The following is a 22,484-nucleotide window of genomic DNA, read 5'->3' as shown; positions in this document are numbered from 1 at the left end:
GCGGCACTGACACTCAGAGCTCGGCGGACTCTCCCGGGGTGAGCCGCAGGTGCTCGGCGCCGCCGAGTGACCCGATCTGCGAGTCGTAGATCGGCCGGGCCAGATCCGTGAGCAGCGCGTCGTGGATGTCGTAGGCGCGCTGCGGCTTGACCTCGCGTACGTAGTCGATGACCTCGGAGATCTTGTTCCAGGGCGCCATCACCGGCAGCATCAGCGTGTCCACCGGCTGCTCGGGCACGGTCAGCGCGTCGCCCGGGTGGAAGACCGAACCGTCGACCAGATAGCCGACGTTGGTGATCCGCGGGATGTCCGGGTGGATCACGGCGTGCAGCTCGCCGTGCACCTGCACGTCGAACCCGGCGGCCGTGAAGGTGTCGCCGTGCCCGACGGTGTGCACCCGTCCCGGGAAGGCCGCCGAGATCTTCTCCGCGACGGAGCGCAGGGTCCAGATCTCGGCGGCCGGGTTGGCCTCGAGGCCGGCGCGCAGCCGGTCCTCGTTGAAGTGGTCGGGGTGCTCGTGCGTGACGAGGATCGCGTCGGCGCCGACCGCCGCGTCCTGTTCGCTGAAGGTGCCCGGGTCGATGACGAGACTGAGGCCGTCCCGCTCCAGGCGGACACAGGCGTGTGTCTTCTTCGTGAGCTTGATGCGCTTCGCGGCAGTCGTCATGCCCCCATCCTGCTACGCCTCACTCCTGGGGCGTGGTTTCCTCGCGGATCACGGCCTGGGCGACCTTGAAGGCGGAGTTCGCCGCGGGTACGCCGCAATAGACGGCCGCCTGGAGCAGCACTTCCTTGATCTCCTGCGGGGTGAGGCCGTTGCGCAGGGCGGCGCGGGTGTGGAAGGCCAGCTCATCGAGGTGCCCGCCCGCGACGAGCGCCGTGAGGGTCACGCAGCTGCGGGAGCGCCGGTCCAGGCCGGGCCGGTTCCAGACCTCGCCCCAGGCGTAGCGCGTGATGAGCTCCTGGAAGTCCGTGGAGAAGTCGTCGGCCGCGGCGAGCGCGCGGTCGACGTGCGCGTCGCCGAGCACCTCACGGCGGACCTTGATCCCCGCTTCGTACGGGTCGGGGCGTCCGCCGCCCACGGCTTCGGGCTGCTCCATGGGTCCGATCTCGGCGACCGGGAAGACGGGCGGCGGCGGGGCGAGGATCGGCTTGACGGGCGGTGCGCTGATCGCCGCGTGCGAACCGGTGGCGTCGGTCGCGATCTGCCAGGCGGTGGAGAAGTGACGTACGAGGAGGTCGGTGACCGCCGCGGGCTGCTCGACGGGAGCGAGGTGGGAGGCGCCCGGCACGACGGCGAGGCGGGCGTCCGGTATGCCGGCGACGAGGGTGCGGGCCTCGCCCTGCCCGGTGACCTGGTCCTCCGACCCGACCAGGACGAGGGTGGGCACCCCGATCCGGGCCAGCTCGGCACGCACGTCGAAGGCGGCGAGCGCCTCGCAGGCGGCGATGTAGCAGCCGGGATCCGTGGTCCGCACCATCTGTACGGCCCAGTCGGTGATCGCGGGCTGCGCGGCGGCGAAGCCGGGCGTGAACCAGCGCTCGGGGGATGTACGCGCGATGGGATCGAGACCATTGCTCCGCACGATGACCCCGCGCTGGCGGAACTCGTCGGCGCTGCCGAAGCGCGGCGACGCGGATATCAGCGCAAGCGATGCGACGCGCTGCGGGTGCCGCAGGGCGAGCTCGGCGCCGATCGCGCCGCCGAACGCACAGCCCGCGTAGCCGAAGCTCTGCACGCCGACCTCGTCGAGCGTGGCGAGGAGCCGCTGGGCGAGCTCGCCGACGGAGCCGCAGGGGTGCGCGGGGGCGCCCCCGTGTCCGGGCATGTCGAACCGGAACACACGCCACTGCTTGACCAGCTCGGGCACCTGCCGGTCCCACATGTGCCAGGTGGTGCCGAGGGATGGTCCCAGGATCAGTACCGGGGCGTCTTCCGGCCCGTCAAAGCGGTATTGCAGGGTCGCAGTCGTCTTCTCACTCACCCGCTCACGCTCCCACATCTCACAAAATCACACGGACGCGGGTAGCAGCCTGCACCAAACCACCCCAGGTCGAACGGGCATCGTACAGGCGAAGGTGACGGAGATCTCCGGGGTCCGGCTGGCAGGCCGCTCATCGGCTCGGGCCGCGCCGATGAGTTTTCCCGGCCGCGGCAGTCCTACCGTTGCCGCCAACAGAGGACCTCCAAAGAGGACCTCCAACGCAGGAGAAGGAAAGGACAGGAGAAGACACATGGCTCAGCTGCTGAGAGTGCAGAACTTCACCGTCTCGCGGGACGGATTCGGTGCCGGTGAGCACCAGAGCCTCGAAAGGCCGTTCGGTGACGCCGACCCCGGGGAGATGTTCGCCTGGGCCGGGGCCACGGCGAGCTGGCCCAACCGCACCGACCCCGGGGGAAGCCGGGGCCTCGACGACTACTTCACGCGGGACTTCGCACACAACATCGGCGCCGAGATCATGGGCCGCAACAAGTTCGGGCCGCAGCGCGGACCCTGGCAGGACCACGAGTGGCAGGGCTGGTGGGGTGACGAGCCCCCGTTCCACACCCCGGTGTTCGTCATGACCCACCACGAGCGCCCTTCGTTCACGCTCTCCGACACCACGTTCCACTTCGTCGGCGGCGACCCGGCGGCGGTCCTCGAACAGGCGCGGGAGGCCGCGCAGGGCAAGGACGTCCGGCTCGGCGGCGGGGCCACCACCATCCGGCAGTTCCTCGACGCCGACCTCGTCGACACCCTGCACGTGGCGGTCTCCCCGGTGAAGCTCGGATCCGGGACACGGCTGTGGGAGTCACCCGACGAACTGCTCGACCGGTTCCACCTCGATGTCGTCCCCAGCGCGAGCGGAGTGACGCACCACCTGTTCTGGCGCAAGTGACGCGCGCGAGCCCCCGCCTCGCCCGGCGGCCGGGAGGGGCCGACGGCAGGAAGACTGGTTCCGCCTCAAGCCCCTGTGTGAGGGGTGGTGTTCCATGGGGTGAGGTGATCATGAACGCGCCGTGCTGCGAGCAGAACGGCACGAGCCGCCGACCCCCGAAAGGAACCACGCATGAGTGAGGCCCCGCCCTACATCGACGCCGAGGCGATGTCCCGGCTCGTACCGATGTCCACGGCGATCGAGGCGGTGGAAGCCGTCCTCAAGACAGGCCTGGACCCGGAGGCGGAACCTCCGCGGGGAGTGGTCGACGTACCCGGCGGCCAGCTCCTCCTGATGCCGTCCTCCACGACGTCGTACACGGGGGTGAAGATCGCCACGGTCACCCCCGGGAACGCGGCCCTCGACCTCCCGCGCGTCCAGGGCGTGTACCTCCTCCTGGACGGAACGATCCACACGCCCCTGGCCCTCCTGGACGGAATCGCCCTGACGTCCCTGCGCACTCCGGCGGTCTCAGGAGCCGCGATCAAGCACCTCGCGGTCGCGGATGCCCGCCGCCTCCTGGTCTTCGGCACCGGCCCCCAGGCCTGGGGTCACGTGGAGGCGGTCCGCGCGGTGCGCCCGACGCTGGAACACGTGGACGTCGTGGCGCGGAACCCGGAGCGGGTGGCGACCTTCGTCGACCGATGCCGCGAGGCGGGCCTGTCGGCCGCGCCCGCGACCGCGGCGGACGTCGCGACCGCCGACGTGGTCTGCTGCTGCACGACGGCCCGCGAACCGCTCTTCGACAGCGCACTGCTCCCGTCCCACGCGACGGTCGCGGCAGTGGGCTCGCACGAGCCGGACGCACGCGAGGTGGACGAGGAGCTTCTGCGACGCGGCCTGGTGGTGGCCGAGTCGCACGGGGTGGCGCTGCGGGAGTGCGGCGACATCGTCCTCGCGGTGGACGCGGGCGCCTTTGACGTGGAGCGGCTGCGGACGCTGGGCGAGTTGGTGCGCGGCGAGGTGGAAGTGGCCGAGGACCGGCCTCGGTTGTTCAAGTCCGCGGGGATGGCTTGGGAGGACTTGGGGGTGGGGGCGGCTGTTTATGAGGGGTGGAGGGCCCTCGACTGACCACCTTGCTTCGTGCACCTGCCTGCGCCCTGCTGACGCCCACCCTCACCCTCCTCGCCACAGGGGTGACCACAACGCTGACGGTACTGGGAAAGGGGGGAGCCTGATGGGTACGTCCACACGTTGGCAGGGGCCCTGCGGCCGCAGCGGCAGGGGCGACACGATCAGCCGTCGTTCGGACTGTTGCCTGCGGCCCTGCACGCCGGAGAACAACTCGTAGATGTCCTGGATCAGTCCCGCCCGGGACCGCCCCACAGCCATGGCTGGACGTGATCGGGTCGAGGCCGGGCCGAGCTGAATGCCCTGGTGACCTCGGTGTGATCTGCCGAAAGTGGATCAGTAGCCCCTGCGCCGAGGCCCGTTGGCGGGTCACGCCCGTCAGCAACCAACATGGTCCGAGCGCGGCTCCCGGCCCCCACGATATTCTGCGGTCAATCGTCAACGCGGCCCGACAGGCTTCCGTTCCAGGACATGCCCCCACCCGCACGAGCAATTTCGTGCTGCCTGGGGGCATTCCTTGCTGTTCCGCGAGTCCGCCGAGTCGGTCGCCGCGCGAGCCCTTGAGGGTTCGCTGTTCCTGCATCTGACAGAGCAGTTCGTGCATACACACGGCTACAAGCCCGGCATCTCCGAAGTGCGCTCCTGGGAGCGGAGCATTCCCGCGCTCACCGGGGCGCTGCTCGACGCCGGGCTCGGACAGGTTGAGGTGATGCTGGAGTATGCCCTGCCGCTCACCAGCAAGCGTGCGGACGCGGTGTTGGCCGGGGTGCATCCGCGGACCGGCGAGCCCTCGTACGTCATCGTGGAACTCAAGCAGTGGAGCGAAGCTCATCCCGAGGATGGCGAGCCGCTGCTGTGTCGTGTTGAGGCGTACGCACGGCCCGTGCTCAATCCGATCGAGCAGGTTCGGGGTTACTGCGACTACCTGGTGTCGTTCAACGGGGCGCTGGCCAAACACCCGGAGCGGATTTCCGGTGCGGCTTTCCTGCACAACGCCACCGAGTTCGGCGTGAGCGGGCTGGACGAGGTCGAACAGAGTGAGCGTGGGCGGCTGTTCACCGCCGACAGGCGTGGTGACTTCATCGGATATCTGCAGACGCGGCTCGCACCGCAGTCCGGGGCCGCCGCCGCTGATGAACTGATCGGCGGCAAGATCCAGCCCTCGACACAGTTGATGTCCGTCGCTGCTCAAGAGGTGCGTGAGCGGGAACAGTTCGTCTTGCTCGATGAGCAGCGGATCGCGTACGAGATGGTGCTCGGTGCCGTACGGAAGGCAGAACAGGCCGACCACAAGGAAGTGATCGTGGTGACGGGCGGGCCTGGTTCGGGCAAGAGCGTGATCGCGCTGTCACTGCTTGGTGAGCTGTATCGGCGGAGCGTGCCCGCGCTGCACGCCACCGGATCGCAGTCGTTCACGAAGACGATGCGGAAGGTGGCCGGGGCCCGGAAGCGTGAAGTGCAGGATCTCTTCAAGTACTTCAACAGCTTCATGACCGCCGAGCGCAATGGCCTCGGCGTACTCATCTGCGACGAGGCACATCGGATTCGCAAGACGTCGGCCAATCGGTACACCAAGGCCGAACTGCGCACCGACAAGGCACAGATCGAGGAGTTGATCGACGCCGCGCGTGTTCCGGTGTTTCTGCTTGATCAGCATCAGGTTGTGCGGCCGGGAGAAATGGGGACGGTCGGGCAGATTCAACAGGCCGCCGCGGCGAAGAAGTTGGACTGCCGGGTGGTGTCGCTGGACAGCCAGTTCCGGTGCGGAGGCAGTGACTCGTATCTGAGGTGGGTGGTTCGACTGCTCGGGCTTGATGGCGATCAGCCGGTGGTCTGGGATCCGGACGGGAAGGTCGGGCTCGAAGTCGTCGACAGCCCTGAGGAGTTGGAGGCCTTTCTCGCCGACCGTCGAGCCCACGGGTACGGGGCGAGAATGTCCGCCGGGTACTGCTGGAAGTGGACCACCAAGATTCCGCCGGGGCAGGCGCTTCCTGCGGATGTCACGATCGGTGACTGGGCGCGGCCATGGAACGTCTTTGGCGACCGGGCCGTACTGGGCGCTCCTCCCGCTGCCCTGTGGGCCACAGATCCGGCCGGCTTCGGGCAGGTCGGTTGTGTCTACACAGCGCAGGGATTCGAGTACGACTGGAGCGGCGTCATCATCGGCCCCGATCTGGTGTGGCGCGGGGACAAGTGGGTCGTCGACCGCACGGCGTCAAAGGATCCGGTGTTCACCAGAGCCACGCCGGACGCCGACGTCGACCGCCTCATTCGCAATACGTACAAGGTGTTGCTGACCCGCGGCATGATCGGCACGGTGATCTACTCCACCGATCCCGAGACACGCGACAAGCTGCGGGAACTCATGGGGACGGGGGCCGACGCCACGGTTCCCGCCTAGCGGGCCCCCGCCCCCTCCCTCACACCACCCGCACCACATGCCGCACCACCGCATCAAACAAATACCCCTGACTGTTGTGCACCGTCGCCTCCGGCTGGGTGTGGCCGGTGGTGTCGGTGGCTCGGGCCAGGATTGTGGTCGGGCCCGGGGTTCTGGGGTGCCAGGGGGTGGTCCAGCGGGTCCAAGTGGCGCGGTGAGGGGTGTCCTTGAGGCGGGCGGGGTGCCATGTCGTGCCCGCGTCCGTGCTGATGTCCACTCGGGTGATCGCACCCTTCGCCGACCATGAGCGGCCGGTGAGGTGGTGGGTCGTGGATGCCGCGAGGCTTGCGTTCCAAGGGAGTTCGAAGGCGGACTTCAGGGTCTGGTGGGTGAGCGGGGCGCTGCCCTCTTCCGGGTACGACTCGCCGAACAGGCGGTAGAACTGCGTGTTCCAGGGCGAGAAGAGGGGTTGTGACGAGACCTCGATGTCGCCCACCCATTTGATCGACGCGATGCCCACCCACGCCGGGACCAGGAGCCTCACCGGGTAGCCGTGGTCCGCGGGGAGTGGGGCGCCGTTCATCTCGTACGCGAGGATCACGTCGTCCATCGCCTTGGCGAGCGGGAGCGGGCGGCGGACCCTGCCCAGGTTCGTGCCGTCGTCCGTGATGTAGTCCGCGTCAAGACCGCTCGGCATCACGTCCACCGCATGGCGCGACACGCCTGCCCGGCGCAGGACTTCGGAGAGGCGTACGCCGCGCCAGCGGGCGTTGCCGATCGCTCCCAGGGTCCAGGCCGTGCCCGAGGCCGGCTGGCCCTGCTGGGTCGTGAAGAAGCTTCTGCCGTTGCCCGCGCATTCGACGAACGCGGTGCGTGTCGTCGACGGGAGGCGTTTTAGGTCTGTGAGTGTGAACTGCCGCGACCCGCCGCCCCGCAGGCCGTCGCCCCAGATCTTCAGGCTCCATCTCTTCGGGTCCAGGCGTGGCGTCGCCGTGTGGTTGCGTACGAAGAAGTGGGAGGCGGGGGTGAGGTGGGCCGTCTGCGCCAGTGCCTCGAACTTCGTCTCCGCGTTCGTGCCGCGGATCGTGAAGCGGTCCGCAGGGAGCGGTTTCACGATCCCGGCCGCGGCGGGGGCCGCCGCGTTCGCACGGGGTGCTCCCAGTGACGAGACCGCGCCCGCGGCCCCCGCCGCCGCGAGCAGCCGCAGCATGTCCCTGCGCGCCACCCCGTCCGCCCGTGCCTCCCCCGCGAGCCACTGAGCGCGTCGGCGTCTGTCGTACTCCTCTTCGGATGCCCCGTCGGACGTCTCTTTGAAGATCATGGGCGTCATCGTACGAGCCGCCCCCGCTCAACTCACCGTTGAAACACGCCAGTTACGGGGTTGTCGTAGACACTACATAGACCATCGGGTGCTCCGGATTGACGCGGTTCACCACCACGTCCAGGGTCGGCGCCGGGTCCTTGTTCGCGTGGGTGAGACCCAGCCAGGGGCCCGGGTCCGTGAACTCCCAGCCGACGACCTTGCGGTCGCGCTTGCTGATCGTGATGTCGTTCTTCTCCAGTGTCTTGGTGCTCGAGCCGATCCGCTTGAGGAACTTGTCCAGGCCCTTGTTGCTCGTCAGGAACTGGACGTACAGGCGGCTGGTGCGCCAGTTGTTCGTCTCGTAGTAGGCGACTTCCCTGGAGTACGGGGGGATCGGCACGTCGTAGAGGCGGCGCTGCACCTTGGAGGGCCAGCCCGCGGTGAGGCCGGTCGCGGAGTACTTGGCCTCCTTGTCGCGGCCGCTGTTGCGGCTCTGGTTCGCGGAGATCACCAGATAGCCGGCCGGTACACCGATCAGGAGCACGATGATCGTGGCCGTCAGCCAGCGGCGGCGGATCATGTGGCGGCGGCCCTCGCGGGGGCGGCCCCCCTCGTCGGCGGGATCCGGGGAGTCCGGAGAGTCCGGGGAGTCCGGGGAGGAAGGCTGGCGGGGGACGGTCATGTGTTTACTGGGTTCCCTGAGAGGTGCGGTCGTTGGTACGGCGCGCTTCCACATAGCGCTCATAGCGTTCGTGGCGCTCCACCCGGCGCCGGTTCGCCCTGCGGAAGCGGCGTGCCACCAGACGCGCCAGGTCGGCGGCGCCCACCATGCCCGCCTCGGGGCCCAGCTGGGCGCGGGCGATACGGGCCTCGGGGCGGTAGCCGCGCCCCGTCAGCTGGCGGCGGAACGCGTCACGGGCCGGGCCGATCAGGAGGTCGTCGGCGGCCGAGACGCCGCCGCCGATCACGAAGCAGGACGGGTCGAGGGCGGCGGCCAGGTTCGCGATGCCTACGCCGAGCCACTGGCCGATGTCCTGGAGCAGCTCCACGCACATCGCGTCGCCGTCCCGGGCCAGCTCCGTGATCAGGGGGCCCGTGATGTCGGGGATGTTGCCCTTGACCCGCTCGATGATCCCGTACGCGACCGGGGAGTCGGCAGCGGCGAGCTCGCGGGCCTCCCTGACCAGCGCGTTGCCGGAGCTGTACTGCTCCCAGCAGCCGCGGTTTCCGCAGGGGCAGCGGTGGCCGCCCGGGACCACCTGCATATGGCCGAACTCCCCGGCCACGCCGAACTTGCCGCGCTTGACCTGGCCGTCCTCCAGGATCGCGCCGCCGATGCCGGTACCGAGCGTGATCATGACCAGGTGGTCCTCGCCGCGGGCCGCGCCGAAGCGCCACTCCGCCCACGCGGCGGTGTTCGCGTCGTTGTCGACGAGCACGGGGACCGCGAGGCGGCCCGAGATGCGGTCGCGCAGCGGTTCGTTGCGCCAGGACAGGTGCGGGGCGAACAGGACGCGGTTGCGGTCCGCGTCGACCCAGCCCGCCGCACCGATGCCCACCGCGTGCACGTCGTGCCGGTCGGAGAGGTCGAGGACCAGCTCGACGATGGTGTCCTCGACGACCTTGGGGCTCTTGGACTTGTCCGGGGTCTCCGTGCGGAGCGTCTCCAGGATGTTGCCGTCGGCGTCGACGACGCCCGCCATCACCTTCGTGCCGCCGATGTCGATGCCGACGGTGGGGACGCGGGGCGCCGTCAGATGGGATCGGCGCTCACGCGTGCCCACGGTCCGCAGAACGGTGGCTCGGGCGGAGCCACGGTGCGCGAGGTCGCGGTAGGTGCTCATTGCGGCGATTCTGCCTCACACTCGCGGGGGCGCGCACAACGGACCCCGGGGTGCCCGGCACCCCGGGGTGCCCCGCCAGGGGCGCGGGGAACTGCGCGCTCAGCCCGAGAAATGCCGCAGTCGCGTCTGCTGGGTGACCGAGCAGACGCGACTGCGGCATCTTTGTGGCTGGTCGCGCAGTTCCCCGCGCCCCTGGTGGGGCGCTGCTCAGCGCTTCTCCAGTTCGTGACGGAGGTCGTCGAGTTCGCTGCCGCCCGCCATCTGGCGGGTCAACTCGTCCAGGGTGATCTCGTCGCGGGCGTAGCTGCCGAACATCGTGCCCCGCTTCAGAAGGACGAAGCGGTTGCCGACCAGGTACGCGTGGTGCGGGTTGTGGGTGATCAAGACCACTCCGAGGCCCGCGTCCCGCGCGGCGGCGACGTACTTGAGGACGACGCCCGACTGCTTGACGCCGAGCGCGGCCGTCGGCTCGTCGAGCACCAGGACCTTGGCGCCGAAGTAGACGGCGCGCGCGATCGCCACGCACTGGCGCTCGCCGCCCGACAGGGTGCCGATGGGCTGGTCGACGTCGCGCAGGTCGATGCCCATGCGAAGCAGCTCCGCGCGGGTCGTCTCGCGCATGAGGTCGACGTCCAGGCGCTTGAAGGGGCCCACGCCCTTCGTCGGCTCGGAGCCGAGGAAGAAGTTCCGCCAGACCGGCATCAGCGGGACCACGGCGAGGTCCTGGTAGACCGTGGCGATACCGCGGTCGAGGGCCTCGCGCGGCGAGCCGAGCCTCGCGTCCTCACCCTCGATGCGGAAGTCGCCCGCGTCGTGCTTGTGCAGGCCCGCGATGATCTTGATGAGGGTCGACTTGCCCGCGCCGTTGTCGCCGAGGACGCAGGAGATCTCGCCCGCGTGGACCTCAAGGGAGACGCCTTCGAGGGCGCGGATGTTGCCGTAGTACTTGCTGACGTCGTCGAGCTCGACGAGCGGGGTGCGGTCCGGCTCCGGGACCGCGTCGGTGACTTCGGTCGTGTCGGTGGTCACTTCGTCGCCTCCGCGCGCTTGCGGACCCAGTGGTTGAGCAGGGTCGCCAGGAGCAGCATCACTCCGAGGAAGAACTTGAACCAGTCCGGGTTCCACTCGGCGAACACGATGCCCTTGCTGACCATGCCGAAGATGAGGGCACCCACGGCCGCGCCGACCGCCGAGCCGTATCCACCGGTGATCAGACAGCCGCCGATGACGGCCGCGATGATGTAGATCAGTTCGTTGCCGACGCCCTCGCCGGACTGGACGACGTCGTACGAGAAGAGCAGGTGCTGGCCCGAGATCCAGGCGCCGAAGGCGACGCCCATGTAGAGGCCGATCTTGGTCGCCGCGACCGGGACGCCGACCGCGCGGGCCGCGTCCTCGCCGCCGCCGACCGCGAAGATCCAGTTGCCGACGCGGGTGCGGAGCAGGATCCAGGTGGCGACCGCGATCAGGCCGAGCCACCAGAGGATCGTGATCTTGAAGTCGACGCCGCCGATGGTGATCGTCGACGCGAAGACGTCCTTGGCGGAGGTGAAGCCCTCCATGTCGGCGATCGACTTCGTGGAGACCGTGCCGCTGATCAGCTTGGTGAAGCCGAGGTTCATGCCGGTCAGCATCAGGAACGTACCGAGCGTGATGATGAAGCTCGGCGGGTCGGTGCGCGTCAGCATCACACCGTTGAAGACGCCGATCGCCAGGGTGACGACGAGCGAGACGAGCACGCCGACCCAGACGTTCGCCGTCATCTGATAGCTGAACATCGACGAGATCAGCGCGGAGCTCGTCACCATGACGCCCGCGGACAGGTCGAACTCGCCGCCGATCATCAGGAGCGCCACCGGCACCGCCATGATGCCGAGCGTCGATGCCGCGTAGAGCACCGTGGCGAGGCTGGTGGCCTGCATGAAGCTGTCCGCGGCGACCGCGAAGAAGATGAAGACGGCGATGGCGCCGACGACGGAGCCGAGCTCGGGGCGGCCCATCAGCTTCTTCAGCGGCGACGCCTTCAGGAGGCGCTCGTCCGTCTTCGTGCCCGGGGAACCCGGGGAAGGCGAAGAGGCGGGCGCCGGGGCTGTGGCTGTCATCGGGTCCCTCGCTTCGCGTATTCCTCCAGCTCGGCGGCCTGATCCTTGGTGACGATCTGCGGTCCGGTGAGGACCGGCTTGCCGCCGCCGAGCACATCGGCGTTGTACTTGTAGAGCCAGAGCAGGTCCACGGCCTCGTAGCCCTGGAGGTAGGGCTGCTGGTCGACGGCGAAGCCGAGCGTGCCGTCCTTCAGGCCGGCCGCGACCTTCTCGTTCAGGTCGAAGGTGTCGACCTCGGCCTTGCTGCCGGCGCTGTCCGCGGCCTTCACCGCGGTGTCCGCGAAGGGCGCGCCGAGCGTGACGACCGAGTCGATGGACTTGTCGGACTGGAGCCTGGCCTCGATGGAGGACTGCACGTCGGGCATGTTCGTGCCGGTCACGTACAGGTTCTGCATCTTGCCGTCGAAGGTCTTCTTGGCGCCGTCGCAGCGCTGCTCGTGGCCGACGTTGCCCTGCTCGTGCAGGATGCAGAGCGCCTTCTTCTTGCCGCGCTTGTTGAGCTCGTCGCCGACGGCCTCGCCCGCGATCGTCTCGTCCTGGCCGATGTGGGTCAGCGCGCCGAACTCCTTGGACTCCGCGGATCCGGAGTTCACGGTGATCACCGGGATGCCGGCCTTCTTGGCGCGGGCCAGGGCGCCCTTCATGGCGGCGGGCTTGGCGAGGGTGACGATGATGCCGTCGACCTTCTTGTCGATGTACGAGTCCACGAGCTGGGCCTGCTGCTGGGCCTCGGCGTTGTGGGCGTACAGGAACTTGATGTTGTCCTTGACGGCGGCCTGCTTGGCGCCGTTCTGGACGATGTCCCAGAACGTGTCGCCGTCACCCGAGTGGGTCACCATCCCGAACGTCCAGTTCGGCGTGTTCACCGCGGACTTGCCCTGTGCCGTTGCCGCCTTGCGTGCGTCCTCGGCGCGCTTGCCGCCGGTGCTGCTGCACCCCGCGAGGGATACCCCGAGCACCGCGACCAGCACGGCGCCCACCGCACGTACCCCTGTCTGAACCCTTGCCACGACGCCGTGCCCTTCTAGCTCTAGCTCTGTTCCTCGGTGAGGCCGGTCCGGATCCCCGGCCCCAGCCGCCCAAGTATCGACCACGCGGATCACGCATGCGTTCATCGGGTACCGCGGGCGGTGTACTTCTCCAGCTTCGGCACGTCCTTCTCAGTGACGATGGCGGGTCCGGTGAGGACGGGCTTGCCGCCGCCCAGGACGTTGGCGTTGGTCTTGTAGAGCCACAGCTCGTCGATGGCGAGGTAGCCCTGGAGGTAGGGCTGCTGGTCGACGGCGAAGCCGACCTCCTTGGCCTTGAGGCGCTTGACCACCTCGGCGTTCAGGTCGAAGGTGGCGACCTCCGCCTTGCTGCCTGAGTCCTCCTTGGCCTTCACCGAGAGGGCGGCGATGGGCGCGCCGAGCGTGACCACCGCGTCGATGTCCTTGGTGGCCTGCAGCTTCGCGCTGATGGAGGACTGGGCGTTCGGCGCGTTGGTGCCCTCGACGTTGAGGTTCTCGACCGAGCCCTTGAGCGTCTTCTTGACGCCCGCGCAGCGCTGCTCCAGGGAGACGTTGCCCTGTTCGTGGATGACGCAGAGCACCTTCTTCTTGCCGCGCTTCGTGAGCTCGTCACCGACGGCCTCGCCCGCCACGGACTCGTCCTGCCCGATGTGGCTGAGCGCGCCGTAGTCGGCGGAGAACTCGCCGCCGGAGTTGATCGTGACGACCGGTATCCCGGCTGCCTCGGCCTTGCCGAGGACCGCCTTCATCGCCTCGGGCTTGGCCAGGGTCACGACGATGCCGTCGACCTTCTTGTCGATCGCCGACTGGACGAGCTCGGCCTGCCCCTTGGCCTCTTTGTCGTTGGAGTAGAGGAACGCGACGTTGTCCTTGCGGGCCGCCTGCTTGGCGCCGCTCTGGACGATGTCCCAGAAGGTGTCGCCCTCGCCGGAGTGCGTGACCATCGCGATCTTGAGGCGGGGCGTGTTCACGCCCTTGCCGCCTCCCCCGCCGTCGCCCGACTTGTCCTCGTCGTCCTTGCCGCCGGAGCTGCTGCACCCGGCCGCGAGCGCGATCACCGCTATCAGAGCTGCTGCCGTGCGGGCTGTACGCATGGTGGGACCACCTCTTCTCCCGGCCGCCCGAATGCGGCTGGGGGAGTTCTAGCGGCGGGCGCGCGGCAGCGTCAATGGATTTGTCAGAACATTCTTACGACGGTGATGTACGGGGGCTACGGCCGTACGAGGAGCTGGAACTCGAAGGAGTAGCGCGAGGCGCGGTAGATGTGCGAGCCGAACTCGACCGCGCGGCCCGTGTCGTCGAAGGTCGTGCGCTGCATCGTGAGCAGCGGGGCACCCGCGGGCTCGCCGAGCCGCTCGCCCTCTTCGGCGGTGGCGGCGCGGGCGCCCACGGACTGGCGCGCGCTGTGCAGGGTGATGCTCGCACCGCGCATCAGGCGGTAGAGGCCGGTGGCCTCCAGGCGTGGGGTGTCGAGGGCGAGAAGACCGGACGGGAGGTGGTTGCGGAGGTACGCCATCGGCTCGCCGTGGGCCAGGCGGAGCCGCTCGACCAGGTGCACCTCGTCGCCCTCCGCGACGCCGAGCGCGGCTGCGACCTCGGCGGACGCGGGCTCGACGGTGTTGCGCAGGACGCGGGTCTCGGGGCGTTGGCCCGCGGCCTCCAGGTCGTCGTAGAGGCTGCTGAGCTCAAGAGGGCGCTTGACCTGGCTGTGCACGACCTGGGTGCCGACGCCCCTGCGGCGCACGAGCAGCCCCTTGTCGACGAGCGACTGGATGGCCTGGCGGACGGTCGGCCGGGACAGGCCGAGGCGCCCTGCCAGCTCGATCTCGTTGCCGAGCAGGGTGCCCGGGGTCAGGGCGCCGCGCTCGATCGCCGCCTCCAGCTGCTGGGACAGCTGGAAGTACAGCGGGACCGGGCTGCTGCGGTCGACGCCGAGCTGGAGGGAGACGGTCGGGTCCACGACTGATTTGGCGGCTGATTTGGGCACGTGGCGAGCGTAGTCGCAGGGAATGATGACGGGAAGTTCTGAAGTTCTGTTGTCCGGACAAAGGATTGACAGGATCGCGGGCTCTGGCGAGGGTGGGTCCATGCGCATCGGATTGATCGGAACGGGTCGTATCGGCACATTTCACTCCGCGGCTCTGCAGCGGCATCCGGAGGTGGACGCGCTGGTCGTCGCCGATGCCGACGCAGGGCGAGCGGCCGGGCTCGCGGCCCGGATCGGCGCGGCGTCGGCGCCTTCGGTGGACGACGTCTTCACCGGGAGCGGCCGGTCGGGCGCCGTGGACGCGGTGGTGATCACCGCGGCCACCTCCGCGCACGCCGAGCTGATCGGCAAGGCGGCGCGGGCGGGCCTGCCGGTCTTCTGCGAGAAGCCCATCGCCCTCGACCTGCCCGGCACGCTCGCCGCGCTCCGGGAGGTCGAGGCCGCGGGCACGGTGCTTCAGCTGGGCTTCCAGCGGCGGTTCGACGCGGGGTACGTGGCGGCGCGCGATGCCGTGCGGTCGGGGCGGCTCGGGCGGCTGCACACGGTCCGCGCGATCACCTCCGACCCGGCGCCGCCGCCGGCCGCGTATCTCCCGCTCTCCGGCGGGCTCTACCGCGACTGTCTGGTCCACGACTTCGACATGCTGCGGTGGGTGACGGGCCGTGAGGTGACGCAGGTGTACGCGACCGGCTCTGACGCCGGGCCCTCGATGTTCCGCGACGCGGGCGACGTCGACACGGCCGCGGCGGTCCTCACCCTCGACGACGGCACGCTCGCCACGGCGACGGCCACGCGGTGCAACGGCGCGGGCTACGACGTACGGATGGAACTGGCCGGGGATGACGACCAGATCGCGGTCGGCTTCGACGACCGCACGCCCCTGTCGTCCGTGGAACCGTCGGGCCCGCCACCGCCCGACAAGCCGTGGCCCGGCTTCCTGGAGCGGTTCACTCCCGCGTACGAGGCGGAGCTCGCGGCGTTCGTGGATGTCGTACGGGGCGAACGCCAGAACCCCTGCGACGGACGGGAGGCCCTGGAGGCGCTACGGATCGCCGAGGCCTGCGAACTGTCGCGGCGCGAGGGGCGGTTGGTACGGATGGCGGAGATCGCCGGGGACTGATTCGCCCCGGCCGGGGGGCTACTCCCCCACGCCCAGCAGAAACGGAAGGCGCTGGCAGCGCTGCTCCCAGCCGGGGGGACTCCGCCCTGTCCGGCAGCCCCGCGTCATGAGCCAACAACGCGAGCTGCACCGGCTTGCGCGAAGACGGCTTCACCAAGGGAGGCGCTGGCAGCGCTACTCCCAGCCGGGGGGACTCCGCCCCGTCCGGCAGCCCCGCGCCATGCGCCAACAACGCGATCTCAACCCGGTCACCGAAGACGGCTCCGCCACGAAGCGGGAGGCCCTGGTGGCGCTGCCCCCAGCCGGGGGGCACTCCGCCCCGTCCAGCAAACCCGCATCATGAGCCAACAACGCAAGCTGCACCCGCTTGCGCGAAGACGGCTACGCCAAGAAACGGGAGGCGCTGGCAGCGCTGCCCCCAGCCGGGGGGACTCCGCCCCGTCCGGCAAACCCGCATCATGCGCCAACAACGCGATCTCAACCCGGTCACCGAAGACGGCTCCACCAAGAAACGGGAGGCGCTAGTAGCGCTGCCCCCAGCCGGGGGTGGGAGTTACTCCGCCCTGTCCAGCAGCCCCGCGTCATGCGCCAACAGCGCGACCTGCACCCGGTTGTTGAGGTCCAGCTTCGTCAGGATGCGGGAGACGTGGGCCTTTACGGTGGCCACGCTCAGGAAGAGTTCCGCCGCGATGTCCGCGTTCGACGCGCCACGGCCCACCGCGACCGCGACCTCCCTCTCCCGCTCCCCCAGCAGCGAGAGCCGCTCCAACGCCCGCTCGCGGCGCCCCTGTTGGGGGTTCACCCCCGTGACCTGGGTGATCAGCTGCTGCGTCACCGTGGGGGAAAGCACCGGCTCCCCCGCCGCGACCGCCCGTACCGCCGCGACGATCTCGGCGGGCGGTGTGTCCTTGAGGACGAAGCCTGCCGCGCCTGCCCGCAGGGCTCGCAGCACCTGTTCGTCGGCGTGGAACGTGGTGAGGACGATGACCTCGGGGGCGTCGGGGCGCTTGCGCAGGGCCTCCGTCGCCGCGAGGCCGTCCATCGTGGGCATGCGGATGTCCATCAGGACGACGTCGGGGCGGAGCTCGCCGACCAGCGGGGCCACGTGGGAGCCGTCCGCCGCCTCGCCGACGATCTCGATGTCGTCCGCGCCGCCCATCATGAAGGACAGACCGGCACGGACCAGCGGGTCGTCGTCGACGAGGAGCACGCGGATCGGGTTCATGGGGCCACAGTAACGAGATCTCGCAGCGGCCGATCGCGCCCGGCGTCCGGGGTGCGGCCGGGGCGGGCAGGGTCGGGAACGCCGCGGCCTCGACGGCCGGTTCGGCCCGGCGGCGCAGTGAGCCCCGCCGGATCCCGGCCCGAGAGTGTTTTGCCTGAAGCCCCCGGCACCGCACTCACAGCTCACCGCCGCGACCGGCGGACGAGTCCCACGGCAGCCACGCGTCAACGCGGAACCCGCCGTCCCCCGTGACCCCGTGCTCGACGCGGCCGCCCGCCAGCGTGGCCCGCTCCGTGAGGCCGATCAGTCCCTGTCCGGAACCGGGGACGTTCGGCACGTCACCGGGCGGCGGCGGATTGCGCACCGACAGGGTGAGGCCTTCGCCGGGGGCGCCGGACACCAGGACGCTCACCTCGGCGCCAGGGGCGTGCTTGCGGGCGTTGGTCAGGCCCTCCTGGGCAATGCGGTAGGCGGTGCGGCCGACGGCTGCGGGCACGGCTGCCGGGTCGGCAACACGGTGGTCGAGCGCGACCTTCATACCCGCGTCACGGGACTCGGCGACCAGGGTCTCCAGGGCGGCGAGGGTCGGCTGCGGGCGGCCTGACGCCTCGCCGTCGCCGCCACCGCCACGCAGGACGCCGATCACCTCGCGCAGATCCTGCAGCGCTTCGTGCGAGCTCTCCCGGATGACGCCGGCCGCGCGGACGATCTCCTCGCGGGGCGCGTCCGGCCGGAACTCCAGGGCGCCCGCGTGCACGCTGAGCAGGGTGAGGCGGTGGGCGAGCACGTCGTGCATCTCGCGGGCGATGGACTCGCGGGCCAGCCGCTGGGCCTGTTCGGCACGGAGCGCCGCCTCGTTCTCGGCGCGGATCGCACGGTCGCGCAGGCTCAGCAGGAGCTGTCGGCGCGAGCGCACGAACATGCCCCAGCCGATGACGCCGGCGCTGAGCAGCCCGCCGAGGATGACGGTGACGAGGTACGGCAGGTCGGCGTCCGGCCGCAGCCGGTAGACGAACGGCAGCACGGCGATCGAGACCCCGCCGATCCAGCCGACGTACCGGAAGGGGCGGTGCACCGCGAGGGTGAACAGGGCCACCGCGGCCGCGCCGCCCGCGGTGTCCGAGACCACGCTGACCGGCACCATGGCGACGGCGAGGCCGACCGGCCAGCGCCTGCGCAGCCAGACGGCGGCGCAGGCGAGCGCGCCGATCAGCTGGTCGGCTTCCGCCGCGCCGGGCGAGACGTGCGGATTGTTGCCTACCGCCTCCGCGCCCACCATGCCGACGGCGACGGCCACGAAGAAGCAGGCGAAGTCGACCAGCCAGTCGCGCACGGTCCGCCGGGGCCTGCGCTTGCGCTTGCTCGTGCTCTTGCTCTTGCGGGGCGCGTGGTCCGGGTCGAACTCGGCGGCGATGGCCGAGGGCAGCGCCCATGGACGCCTGGCCAAGGGGGCCGAGGACGCCGAGGGGACCGCTGGGGGCTCACTGCCGCTCATGGTCGACAAATCTACGCACTGTCGGGAGCATCGGCCGCCGTCCGGACGTGATCGTCTACCAAAGTCGCGCACGCGGAGACTTTCGGGGGGTGCCAGGGGGAAGAAGCCTCACCCCGTGGCCGATGTGCGTGGGGGGTCCACGGGGTGAGGCTCTTCGGTATGAAGCAGGTACTTGAGGTCTTCGGCGTCCTTCTCCTGATCCAGGGCGCGGCCGCCCTGGTGCACGAACTGACCGGCCGGCTACGCGGCTGGGGCATCGTGCAGCGGATCGGGTTCCTCGACGGCTACGAGATCTACGCGGGCGTCACGCTGATCGTGCTGGCGCTCGCGCTGTTCGCCGTCGTGGAGAGCCGAAAGGCCCGTTAGTACCTGCCGCCGCGGCGCCAGTGCCGCGCGACGGCGGGCTCAGCAGGCGTAGTCGACCAGATCGAAGGAATCGTAGTGGTCGGCCGTGTAGTAGTCCTCCTGATTCTCCTCACCGGTCACGATGCGCCGCGCACCGCGGTCCGGTGAGCCCGGCGTGACCACGGTGTACTCGTGGTAGTAGCCGGATCCCTGCGAGGGCAGGATGCCTTCCCTGTTCTGGAAGACGGTGCCGTCCTGCGGATACGGGTAGGGGCCGTCCGCCTCGATCAGGTCCAGGGTGTCGTGCGCCTGGGCGGGCAGCGCGGAGTAGCAGATGTCGCCGACAGCGGTGATGGAGTACGCCGTCGACACGGGGGCGTGGTGGTCCGGGGCCGCGTTCGCGGAGGCGGCGACGGGGCCGCCGATGAGCAGGGCGGCGGCGAGGGCGGTGACGCTCACGATTCGTGGGGGGATTCGCATGCGACCAGTGTGACGCGCGTAGAGGTTGTCGTGTCAACGTCAAGTGCGGTGAATTTTCCGGGAGTTAACCCAACGCCACCGACCGACCGCCGTCAGCCCTTCTCGGCAGCCGCCTTCTCGACTGCGGCTTTCTCGGCAGCCGCCTTCGCGGCAGCGCTCTTCTCGGCAGCGATGCGGTGTTCCGCCATGTACTCGCGCATCCGCAGACTGGTGGACCCACTGGTGTAGAGCACGGCGCCCACCACCGAGAGCGGCACCGAAAGCCCCAGCCAGCCAAGGAGTTCGGGCCACCTGCGCTGCGCACGGCAGTCGTCCCACGTGGATTCCGCCCATGTCGGGGCGTCACCCTCGTAGAACAACACCGACTGGCACTTGCGGCTGCTCGAGTACTCGTCGTCCCCGTCGCTGAACGGCGCCATCAGCTGCCACGCGAGCACGATCCAGATGATGCCCGCCACGAAGAACAGCGCGCCGCCCCAGTTGCGGCGCTTCTGCGCGCTCGCGGCGAAGTCCTGCTCGAAGTACTCGTTCATGGGCTCCCCCTCCTTGATCGACCACGGAAGGTATCACCGCGCCCCGCGCCCCCAACTGGTCCCCACCAGAACCAGCACACCTCCCACCAGACCCACCACTCCCAGCCGTTCCCCGCCCAGCGCGATCCCGACCGCGGCGGCCCACAACGGCTCCGTGCCGAGCAGCAGGCTCACCCGCGAAGGAGACGTCCTGCGTACCGCCCACATCTGTACGAAGAAGGCGAAGAGCGTGCAGAACACGGAGAGGAAGAGCAGCCCGGCCCACTCGCGCGCGCCGAAGTCCGCGGCGACGGACCAGGGCGAGGCCCCCGTGCCCGCGGCCGCGAGCACCGCGAACACGGCCACGGCGGAGCCCAGTTGGACGGTCGTGAGCGACAAGGAGTCCGCGTCCCGCACGGCCTTGATCCGGGACATCGCCACGACGTGCACCGTGCGCGCGAGCGCCGCAAGGAGGATGAGGCCGTCGCCCAGGGACGGCCGCGTGAAGCCGCCGCCCTGGGTCAGCAGGACCACGCCGAGCACGGAGAGTCCGGCCGCCGCGAGGAAGGCACGCGGCGGCCTCTTGTGCGTCACCGCGGCCTCGGCGAGCGGGGTGAAGATCATGGTGAGGCTGATGATGAGGCCCGCGTTGGTCGCCGACGTGTGGACGACGCCGTACGTCTCCAGGAGGAAGATCCCGCTCAGGATCAGCCCGAGCAGCCCCGCCCCGCGCCACTGCGGCGCCGTCAGCGCGCGCAGGCCGCGCCATCCCGCCACCACGAGCGCGGGCAGCACGACGGCGAACCGCAGCACCAGGACGGCGACGACCGTGTGCGTCGTCGTGATGCCCTTGGCCGCCAGATAGCTGGCGCCCCAGACGACGGCCACCAGCAGGACGGGCAGATCGGTGAGCCAGGAGCGGCGCACTGCGGGCGCGGCGGGGGCGGTGAGCGTCGACACGGGGCGCTGTCTCCAACGGATGCTGCGGTGTGGAGACTTCGGCGGCTCTCACGTGGGTCGATCACCGTATCCGGCACAGATCGCGCCGGGAAGGGACGGCTGCGACCGTCTCACTGAGCGGTCCGGGCTCCGTCAGTAGGTGCCGTACTCGGGGCGGCCCGCGCGGTCGTAGGTGCTGATGACGACGCCCGTCGACGTCGTGCGCGACGCGGTGTGCCGGAAGGCTGTGGGCAGTCCGCCGTCGGCGAAGAGGCGCCTGCCGGTGCCGAGGGCCACGGGGAACGTCAGCAGGTGCACGGTGTCGATCAGGTCGTGCGCCATCAGGGACTGCGCGAGGCCTGCACTGCCGTGCAGCTGGAGTTCGCGCCCCGGCTGTTCCTTGAGGAGCGTCACGTCCTTGGCGAGGTCGTCCCGGCCGATGAACCGCGTGCCCGGCCAGTCGCTGCCGGTGAGCGTGGTGCTGGCCACGTACTTGGGCAGGGAGTTGAGCCGCGATGCCACCGGGTCCGCCGGGTCGGTCATCTTCGGCCAGTACGAGGCGAAGATCTCGTACGTACGCCGCCCGAGCAGGAAGGCGTCGGCCCGGTCGAAGACCTCGGTGACGAAGGCACCGAAGTCCTCGTCCCCGTAGGGCACCGACCAGCCGCCGTGCTCGAACCCGTCGCTGCGGTCCTCCTCCGGCCCGCCCGGGGCCTGGATCACGCCGTCGAGGGTCTGGAACTGGGTGAGCGTGACCTTCATGGCTGATGCCTCTTCCGTGTTTCGTCGCCGAGCGCTTCTCTCACCTACTCAGACCGTGCGCCCACCCAGAAGTCATCGCATCCCCGCGGTCCTTTCCCGCCGGAAAGCGCTGTCCGTTTCCCGCCAGCCACGGCGCGCGCCGACCGCTTTCATTGAACCCACAAGCACTTCTCGCCCATTGCGGAACATAACCACGCGAATGAGGTTTACGAACATGTCTTCTCTGACCGGCAGGACGGCCCTGGTGACCGGCGGCAGCCGCGGCATAGGCGCGGCGATCGCGCTGCGGCTCGCGCAGGAGGGCGCCGATGTGGCGATCACGTACGTCAACGGGGAGGCCGCCGCTCGTGAGGTGGTCGCCAAGATCGAGTCGGCCGGCCGGCGCGGCTTCGCCATCCGAGCCGACGCGGCCGACCCCGGGGACGCCGCGGGCGCCGTGGAGCGTGCGGCGGACGATCTGGGCCGCCTGGACATCCTGGTGAACAACGCGGGCATCGGAGTACTCGGCCCCATCGGGGACTTGGCGCTCTCCGACATCGACCGGGTGCTCGCCGTCAACGTACGTTCGGTCTTCCTGGCCTCGCAGGCGGCGGCCGGGAGGCTGGCCGACGGGGGCCGGATCATCTCGACCGGATCCGGACTCGCGCGGTTCGCGGGCGGTCCGGGCGCGACGCTGTACGCACTGAGCAAGGCGGCGCTCGTCGGCATGACCAAGCCGCTGGCCCGCGAGCTCGCCGGGCGCGGGATCACCGTGAACGTCGTGCACCCGGGTTCGATCGACACGGACATGAACCCGGCGGACGGCCCCTTCGCCGAGCCGCAGAAGGCGGCGACGGCCCTGGCCCGCTTCGGTTCGCCGGACGAGGTGGCTTCACTCGTCGCCTATCTGGCCGGGGACGACGCGGCGTTCATCACGGGCGCGGAGCTGGTGGTGGACGGCGGCTACGGGGCGTAGGGGCGACCCCGCTCATCGAACGCCGGACGGGCTGG

General features: G+C 69.9%; 22 protein-coding genes. 6 read left to right on the top strand and 16 right to left on the bottom strand.

The window, feature by feature from the left end:
* Positions 1 to 13: 13 nt before the first annotated feature.
* Both ABD378_RS29575 and pcaDC read right to left on the bottom strand, forming a co-directional pair.
* Entirely contained in the window at positions 14 to 646 is a 633-nt protein-coding gene (locus tag ABD378_RS29575) for an MBL fold metallo-hydrolase (RefSeq protein WP_344525689.1), read from the bottom strand.
* 40 nt (positions 647 to 686) lie between these two features.
* Positions 687 to 2,003 (bottom strand): bifunctional 3-oxoadipate enol-lactonase/4-carboxymuconolactone decarboxylase PcaDC, encoded by a 1,317-nt coding sequence (pcaDC, locus tag ABD378_RS29570; protein WP_425583884.1) that lies wholly within the window; start codon positions 2,001 to 2,003, stop codon positions 687 to 689.
* Positions 2,004 to 2,235: 232 nt separating this feature from the next.
* Between pcaDC and ABD378_RS29565 the strand changes: the two genes are divergently transcribed.
* From ABD378_RS29565 to ABD378_RS29555, 3 genes are all read left to right on the top strand, one after another.
* Positions 2,236 to 2,880 carry a dihydrofolate reductase family protein gene (locus ABD378_RS29565; protein WP_344525653.1) on the top strand — a complete coding sequence of 215 codons (645 nt, stop codon included), beginning with the start codon at positions 2,236 to 2,238 and terminating at the stop codon, positions 2,878 to 2,880.
* Positions 2,881 to 3,051: 171 nt separating this feature from the next.
* Positions 3,052 to 3,990, top strand: a complete 939-nt coding sequence (locus ABD378_RS29560) for an ornithine cyclodeaminase family protein (RefSeq protein WP_344525651.1) — start codon at positions 3,052 to 3,054, stop codon at positions 3,988 to 3,990.
* 517 nt (positions 3,991 to 4,507) lie between these two features.
* Complete coding sequence (locus ABD378_RS29555) at positions 4,508 to 6,391, top strand: DNA/RNA helicase domain-containing protein (RefSeq protein WP_344525649.1); 1,884 nt, start codon at positions 4,508 to 4,510, stop codon at positions 6,389 to 6,391.
* A gap of 19 nt (positions 6,392 to 6,410) precedes the next feature.
* Here the strand turns inward: ABD378_RS29555 and ABD378_RS29550 are convergent, their stop codons facing one another.
* The 8 genes from ABD378_RS29550 to ABD378_RS29515 form a co-directional block, all read right to left on the bottom strand.
* Complete coding sequence (locus tag ABD378_RS29550; RefSeq protein WP_344525647.1) at positions 6,411 to 7,691, bottom strand: sulfite oxidase; 1,281 nt, start codon at positions 7,689 to 7,691, stop codon at positions 6,411 to 6,413.
* A gap of 52 nt (positions 7,692 to 7,743) precedes the next feature.
* Positions 7,744 to 8,355: a sugar kinase gene (locus ABD378_RS29545; protein WP_344525645.1), complete on the bottom strand. Its 612-nt coding sequence runs from the start codon at positions 8,353 to 8,355 to the stop codon at positions 7,744 to 7,746.
* Positions 8,356 to 8,359: 4 nt separating this feature from the next.
* Positions 8,360 to 9,517, bottom strand: coding sequence for an ROK family glucokinase (locus tag ABD378_RS29540; protein WP_160508012.1), 1,158 nt, complete (start codon positions 9,515 to 9,517; stop codon positions 8,360 to 8,362).
* A 207-nt stretch (positions 9,518 to 9,724) separates the two neighbouring features.
* A complete protein-coding gene (locus ABD378_RS29535; protein ID WP_344525642.1) occupies positions 9,725 to 10,546 on the bottom strand; it encodes an ATP-binding cassette domain-containing protein in 822 nt (273 codons plus the stop codon).
* A complete protein-coding gene (locus ABD378_RS29530) occupies positions 10,543 to 11,619 on the bottom strand; it encodes an ABC transporter permease (protein WP_344525640.1) in 1,077 nt (358 codons plus the stop codon). The genes ABD378_RS29535 and ABD378_RS29530 overlap by 4 nt, the downstream gene beginning before the upstream one ends.
* Positions 11,616 to 12,629 (bottom strand): sugar ABC transporter substrate-binding protein, encoded by a 1,014-nt coding sequence (locus tag ABD378_RS29525; protein ID WP_344525638.1) that lies wholly within the window; start codon positions 12,627 to 12,629, stop codon positions 11,616 to 11,618. Before ABD378_RS29525 ends, ABD378_RS29530 begins: the two co-directional genes overlap by 4 nt.
* A gap of 101 nt (positions 12,630 to 12,730) precedes the next feature.
* Positions 12,731 to 13,723: a sugar ABC transporter substrate-binding protein gene (locus tag ABD378_RS29520; protein ID WP_344525636.1), complete on the bottom strand. Its 993-nt coding sequence runs from the start codon at positions 13,721 to 13,723 to the stop codon at positions 12,731 to 12,733.
* 116 nt (positions 13,724 to 13,839) lie between these two features.
* Positions 13,840 to 14,589 (bottom strand): GntR family transcriptional regulator, encoded by a 750-nt coding sequence (locus ABD378_RS29515; protein WP_344525687.1) that lies wholly within the window; start codon positions 14,587 to 14,589, stop codon positions 13,840 to 13,842.
* Positions 14,590 to 14,716: 127 nt separating this feature from the next.
* Between ABD378_RS29515 and ABD378_RS29510 the strand changes: the two genes are divergently transcribed.
* Complete coding sequence (locus ABD378_RS29510; protein ID WP_344525634.1) at positions 14,717 to 15,736, top strand: Gfo/Idh/MocA family protein; 1,020 nt, start codon at positions 14,717 to 14,719, stop codon at positions 15,734 to 15,736.
* Positions 15,737 to 16,289: 553 nt separating this feature from the next.
* On the opposite strand, the gene ABD378_RS29505 is transcribed toward ABD378_RS29510, so the two are convergent.
* Positions 16,290 to 16,961 carry a response regulator gene (locus ABD378_RS29505; protein ID WP_344525632.1) on the bottom strand — a complete coding sequence of 224 codons (672 nt, stop codon included), beginning with the start codon at positions 16,959 to 16,961 and terminating at the stop codon, positions 16,290 to 16,292.
* A gap of 175 nt (positions 16,962 to 17,136) precedes the next feature.
* Complete coding sequence (locus tag ABD378_RS29500; RefSeq protein ID WP_344525630.1) at positions 17,137 to 18,456, bottom strand: sensor histidine kinase; 1,320 nt, start codon at positions 18,454 to 18,456, stop codon at positions 17,137 to 17,139.
* A 159-nt stretch (positions 18,457 to 18,615) separates the two neighbouring features.
* On the opposite strand from ABD378_RS29500, the gene ABD378_RS29495 reads away from it, so the two are divergent.
* A complete protein-coding gene (locus ABD378_RS29495; protein WP_344525628.1) occupies positions 18,616 to 18,822 on the top strand; it encodes a hypothetical protein in 207 nt (68 codons plus the stop codon).
* Positions 18,823 to 18,861: 39 nt separating this feature from the next.
* On the opposite strand, the gene ABD378_RS29490 is transcribed toward ABD378_RS29495, so the two are convergent.
* The 4 genes from ABD378_RS29490 to ABD378_RS29475 form a co-directional block, all read right to left on the bottom strand.
* Entirely contained in the window at positions 18,862 to 19,281 is a 420-nt protein-coding gene (locus ABD378_RS29490) for a guanyl-specific ribonuclease (protein WP_344525626.1), read from the bottom strand.
* A 92-nt stretch (positions 19,282 to 19,373) separates the two neighbouring features.
* Positions 19,374 to 19,814 carry a hypothetical protein gene (locus ABD378_RS29485; protein ID WP_344525624.1) on the bottom strand — a complete coding sequence of 147 codons (441 nt, stop codon included), beginning with the start codon at positions 19,812 to 19,814 and terminating at the stop codon, positions 19,374 to 19,376.
* A gap of 33 nt (positions 19,815 to 19,847) precedes the next feature.
* Entirely contained in the window at positions 19,848 to 20,753 is a 906-nt protein-coding gene (locus tag ABD378_RS29480) for a DMT family transporter (protein ID WP_344525622.1), read from the bottom strand.
* 132 nt (positions 20,754 to 20,885) lie between these two features.
* Entirely contained in the window at positions 20,886 to 21,494 is a 609-nt protein-coding gene (locus tag ABD378_RS29475; protein WP_344525621.1) for a dihydrofolate reductase family protein, read from the bottom strand.
* A gap of 214 nt (positions 21,495 to 21,708) precedes the next feature.
* Between ABD378_RS29475 and ABD378_RS29470 the strand changes: the two genes are divergently transcribed.
* The gene (locus ABD378_RS29470; RefSeq protein WP_344525620.1) at positions 21,709 to 22,449 is read left to right on the top strand and encodes an SDR family NAD(P)-dependent oxidoreductase; all 741 of its coding nucleotides are present in this window, start codon (positions 21,709 to 21,711) and stop codon (positions 22,447 to 22,449) included.
* Positions 22,450 to 22,484 lie beyond the last annotated feature (35 nt).

This window comes from Streptomyces rectiviolaceus (assembly GCF_039533825.1).
Lineage (GTDB): Bacteria > Actinomycetota > Actinomycetes > Streptomycetales > Streptomycetaceae > Streptomyces > Streptomyces rectiviolaceus.
Note: the sequence above shows the minus strand (reverse complement) of the source record. Positions and strands in the feature narration are given on the sequence as shown.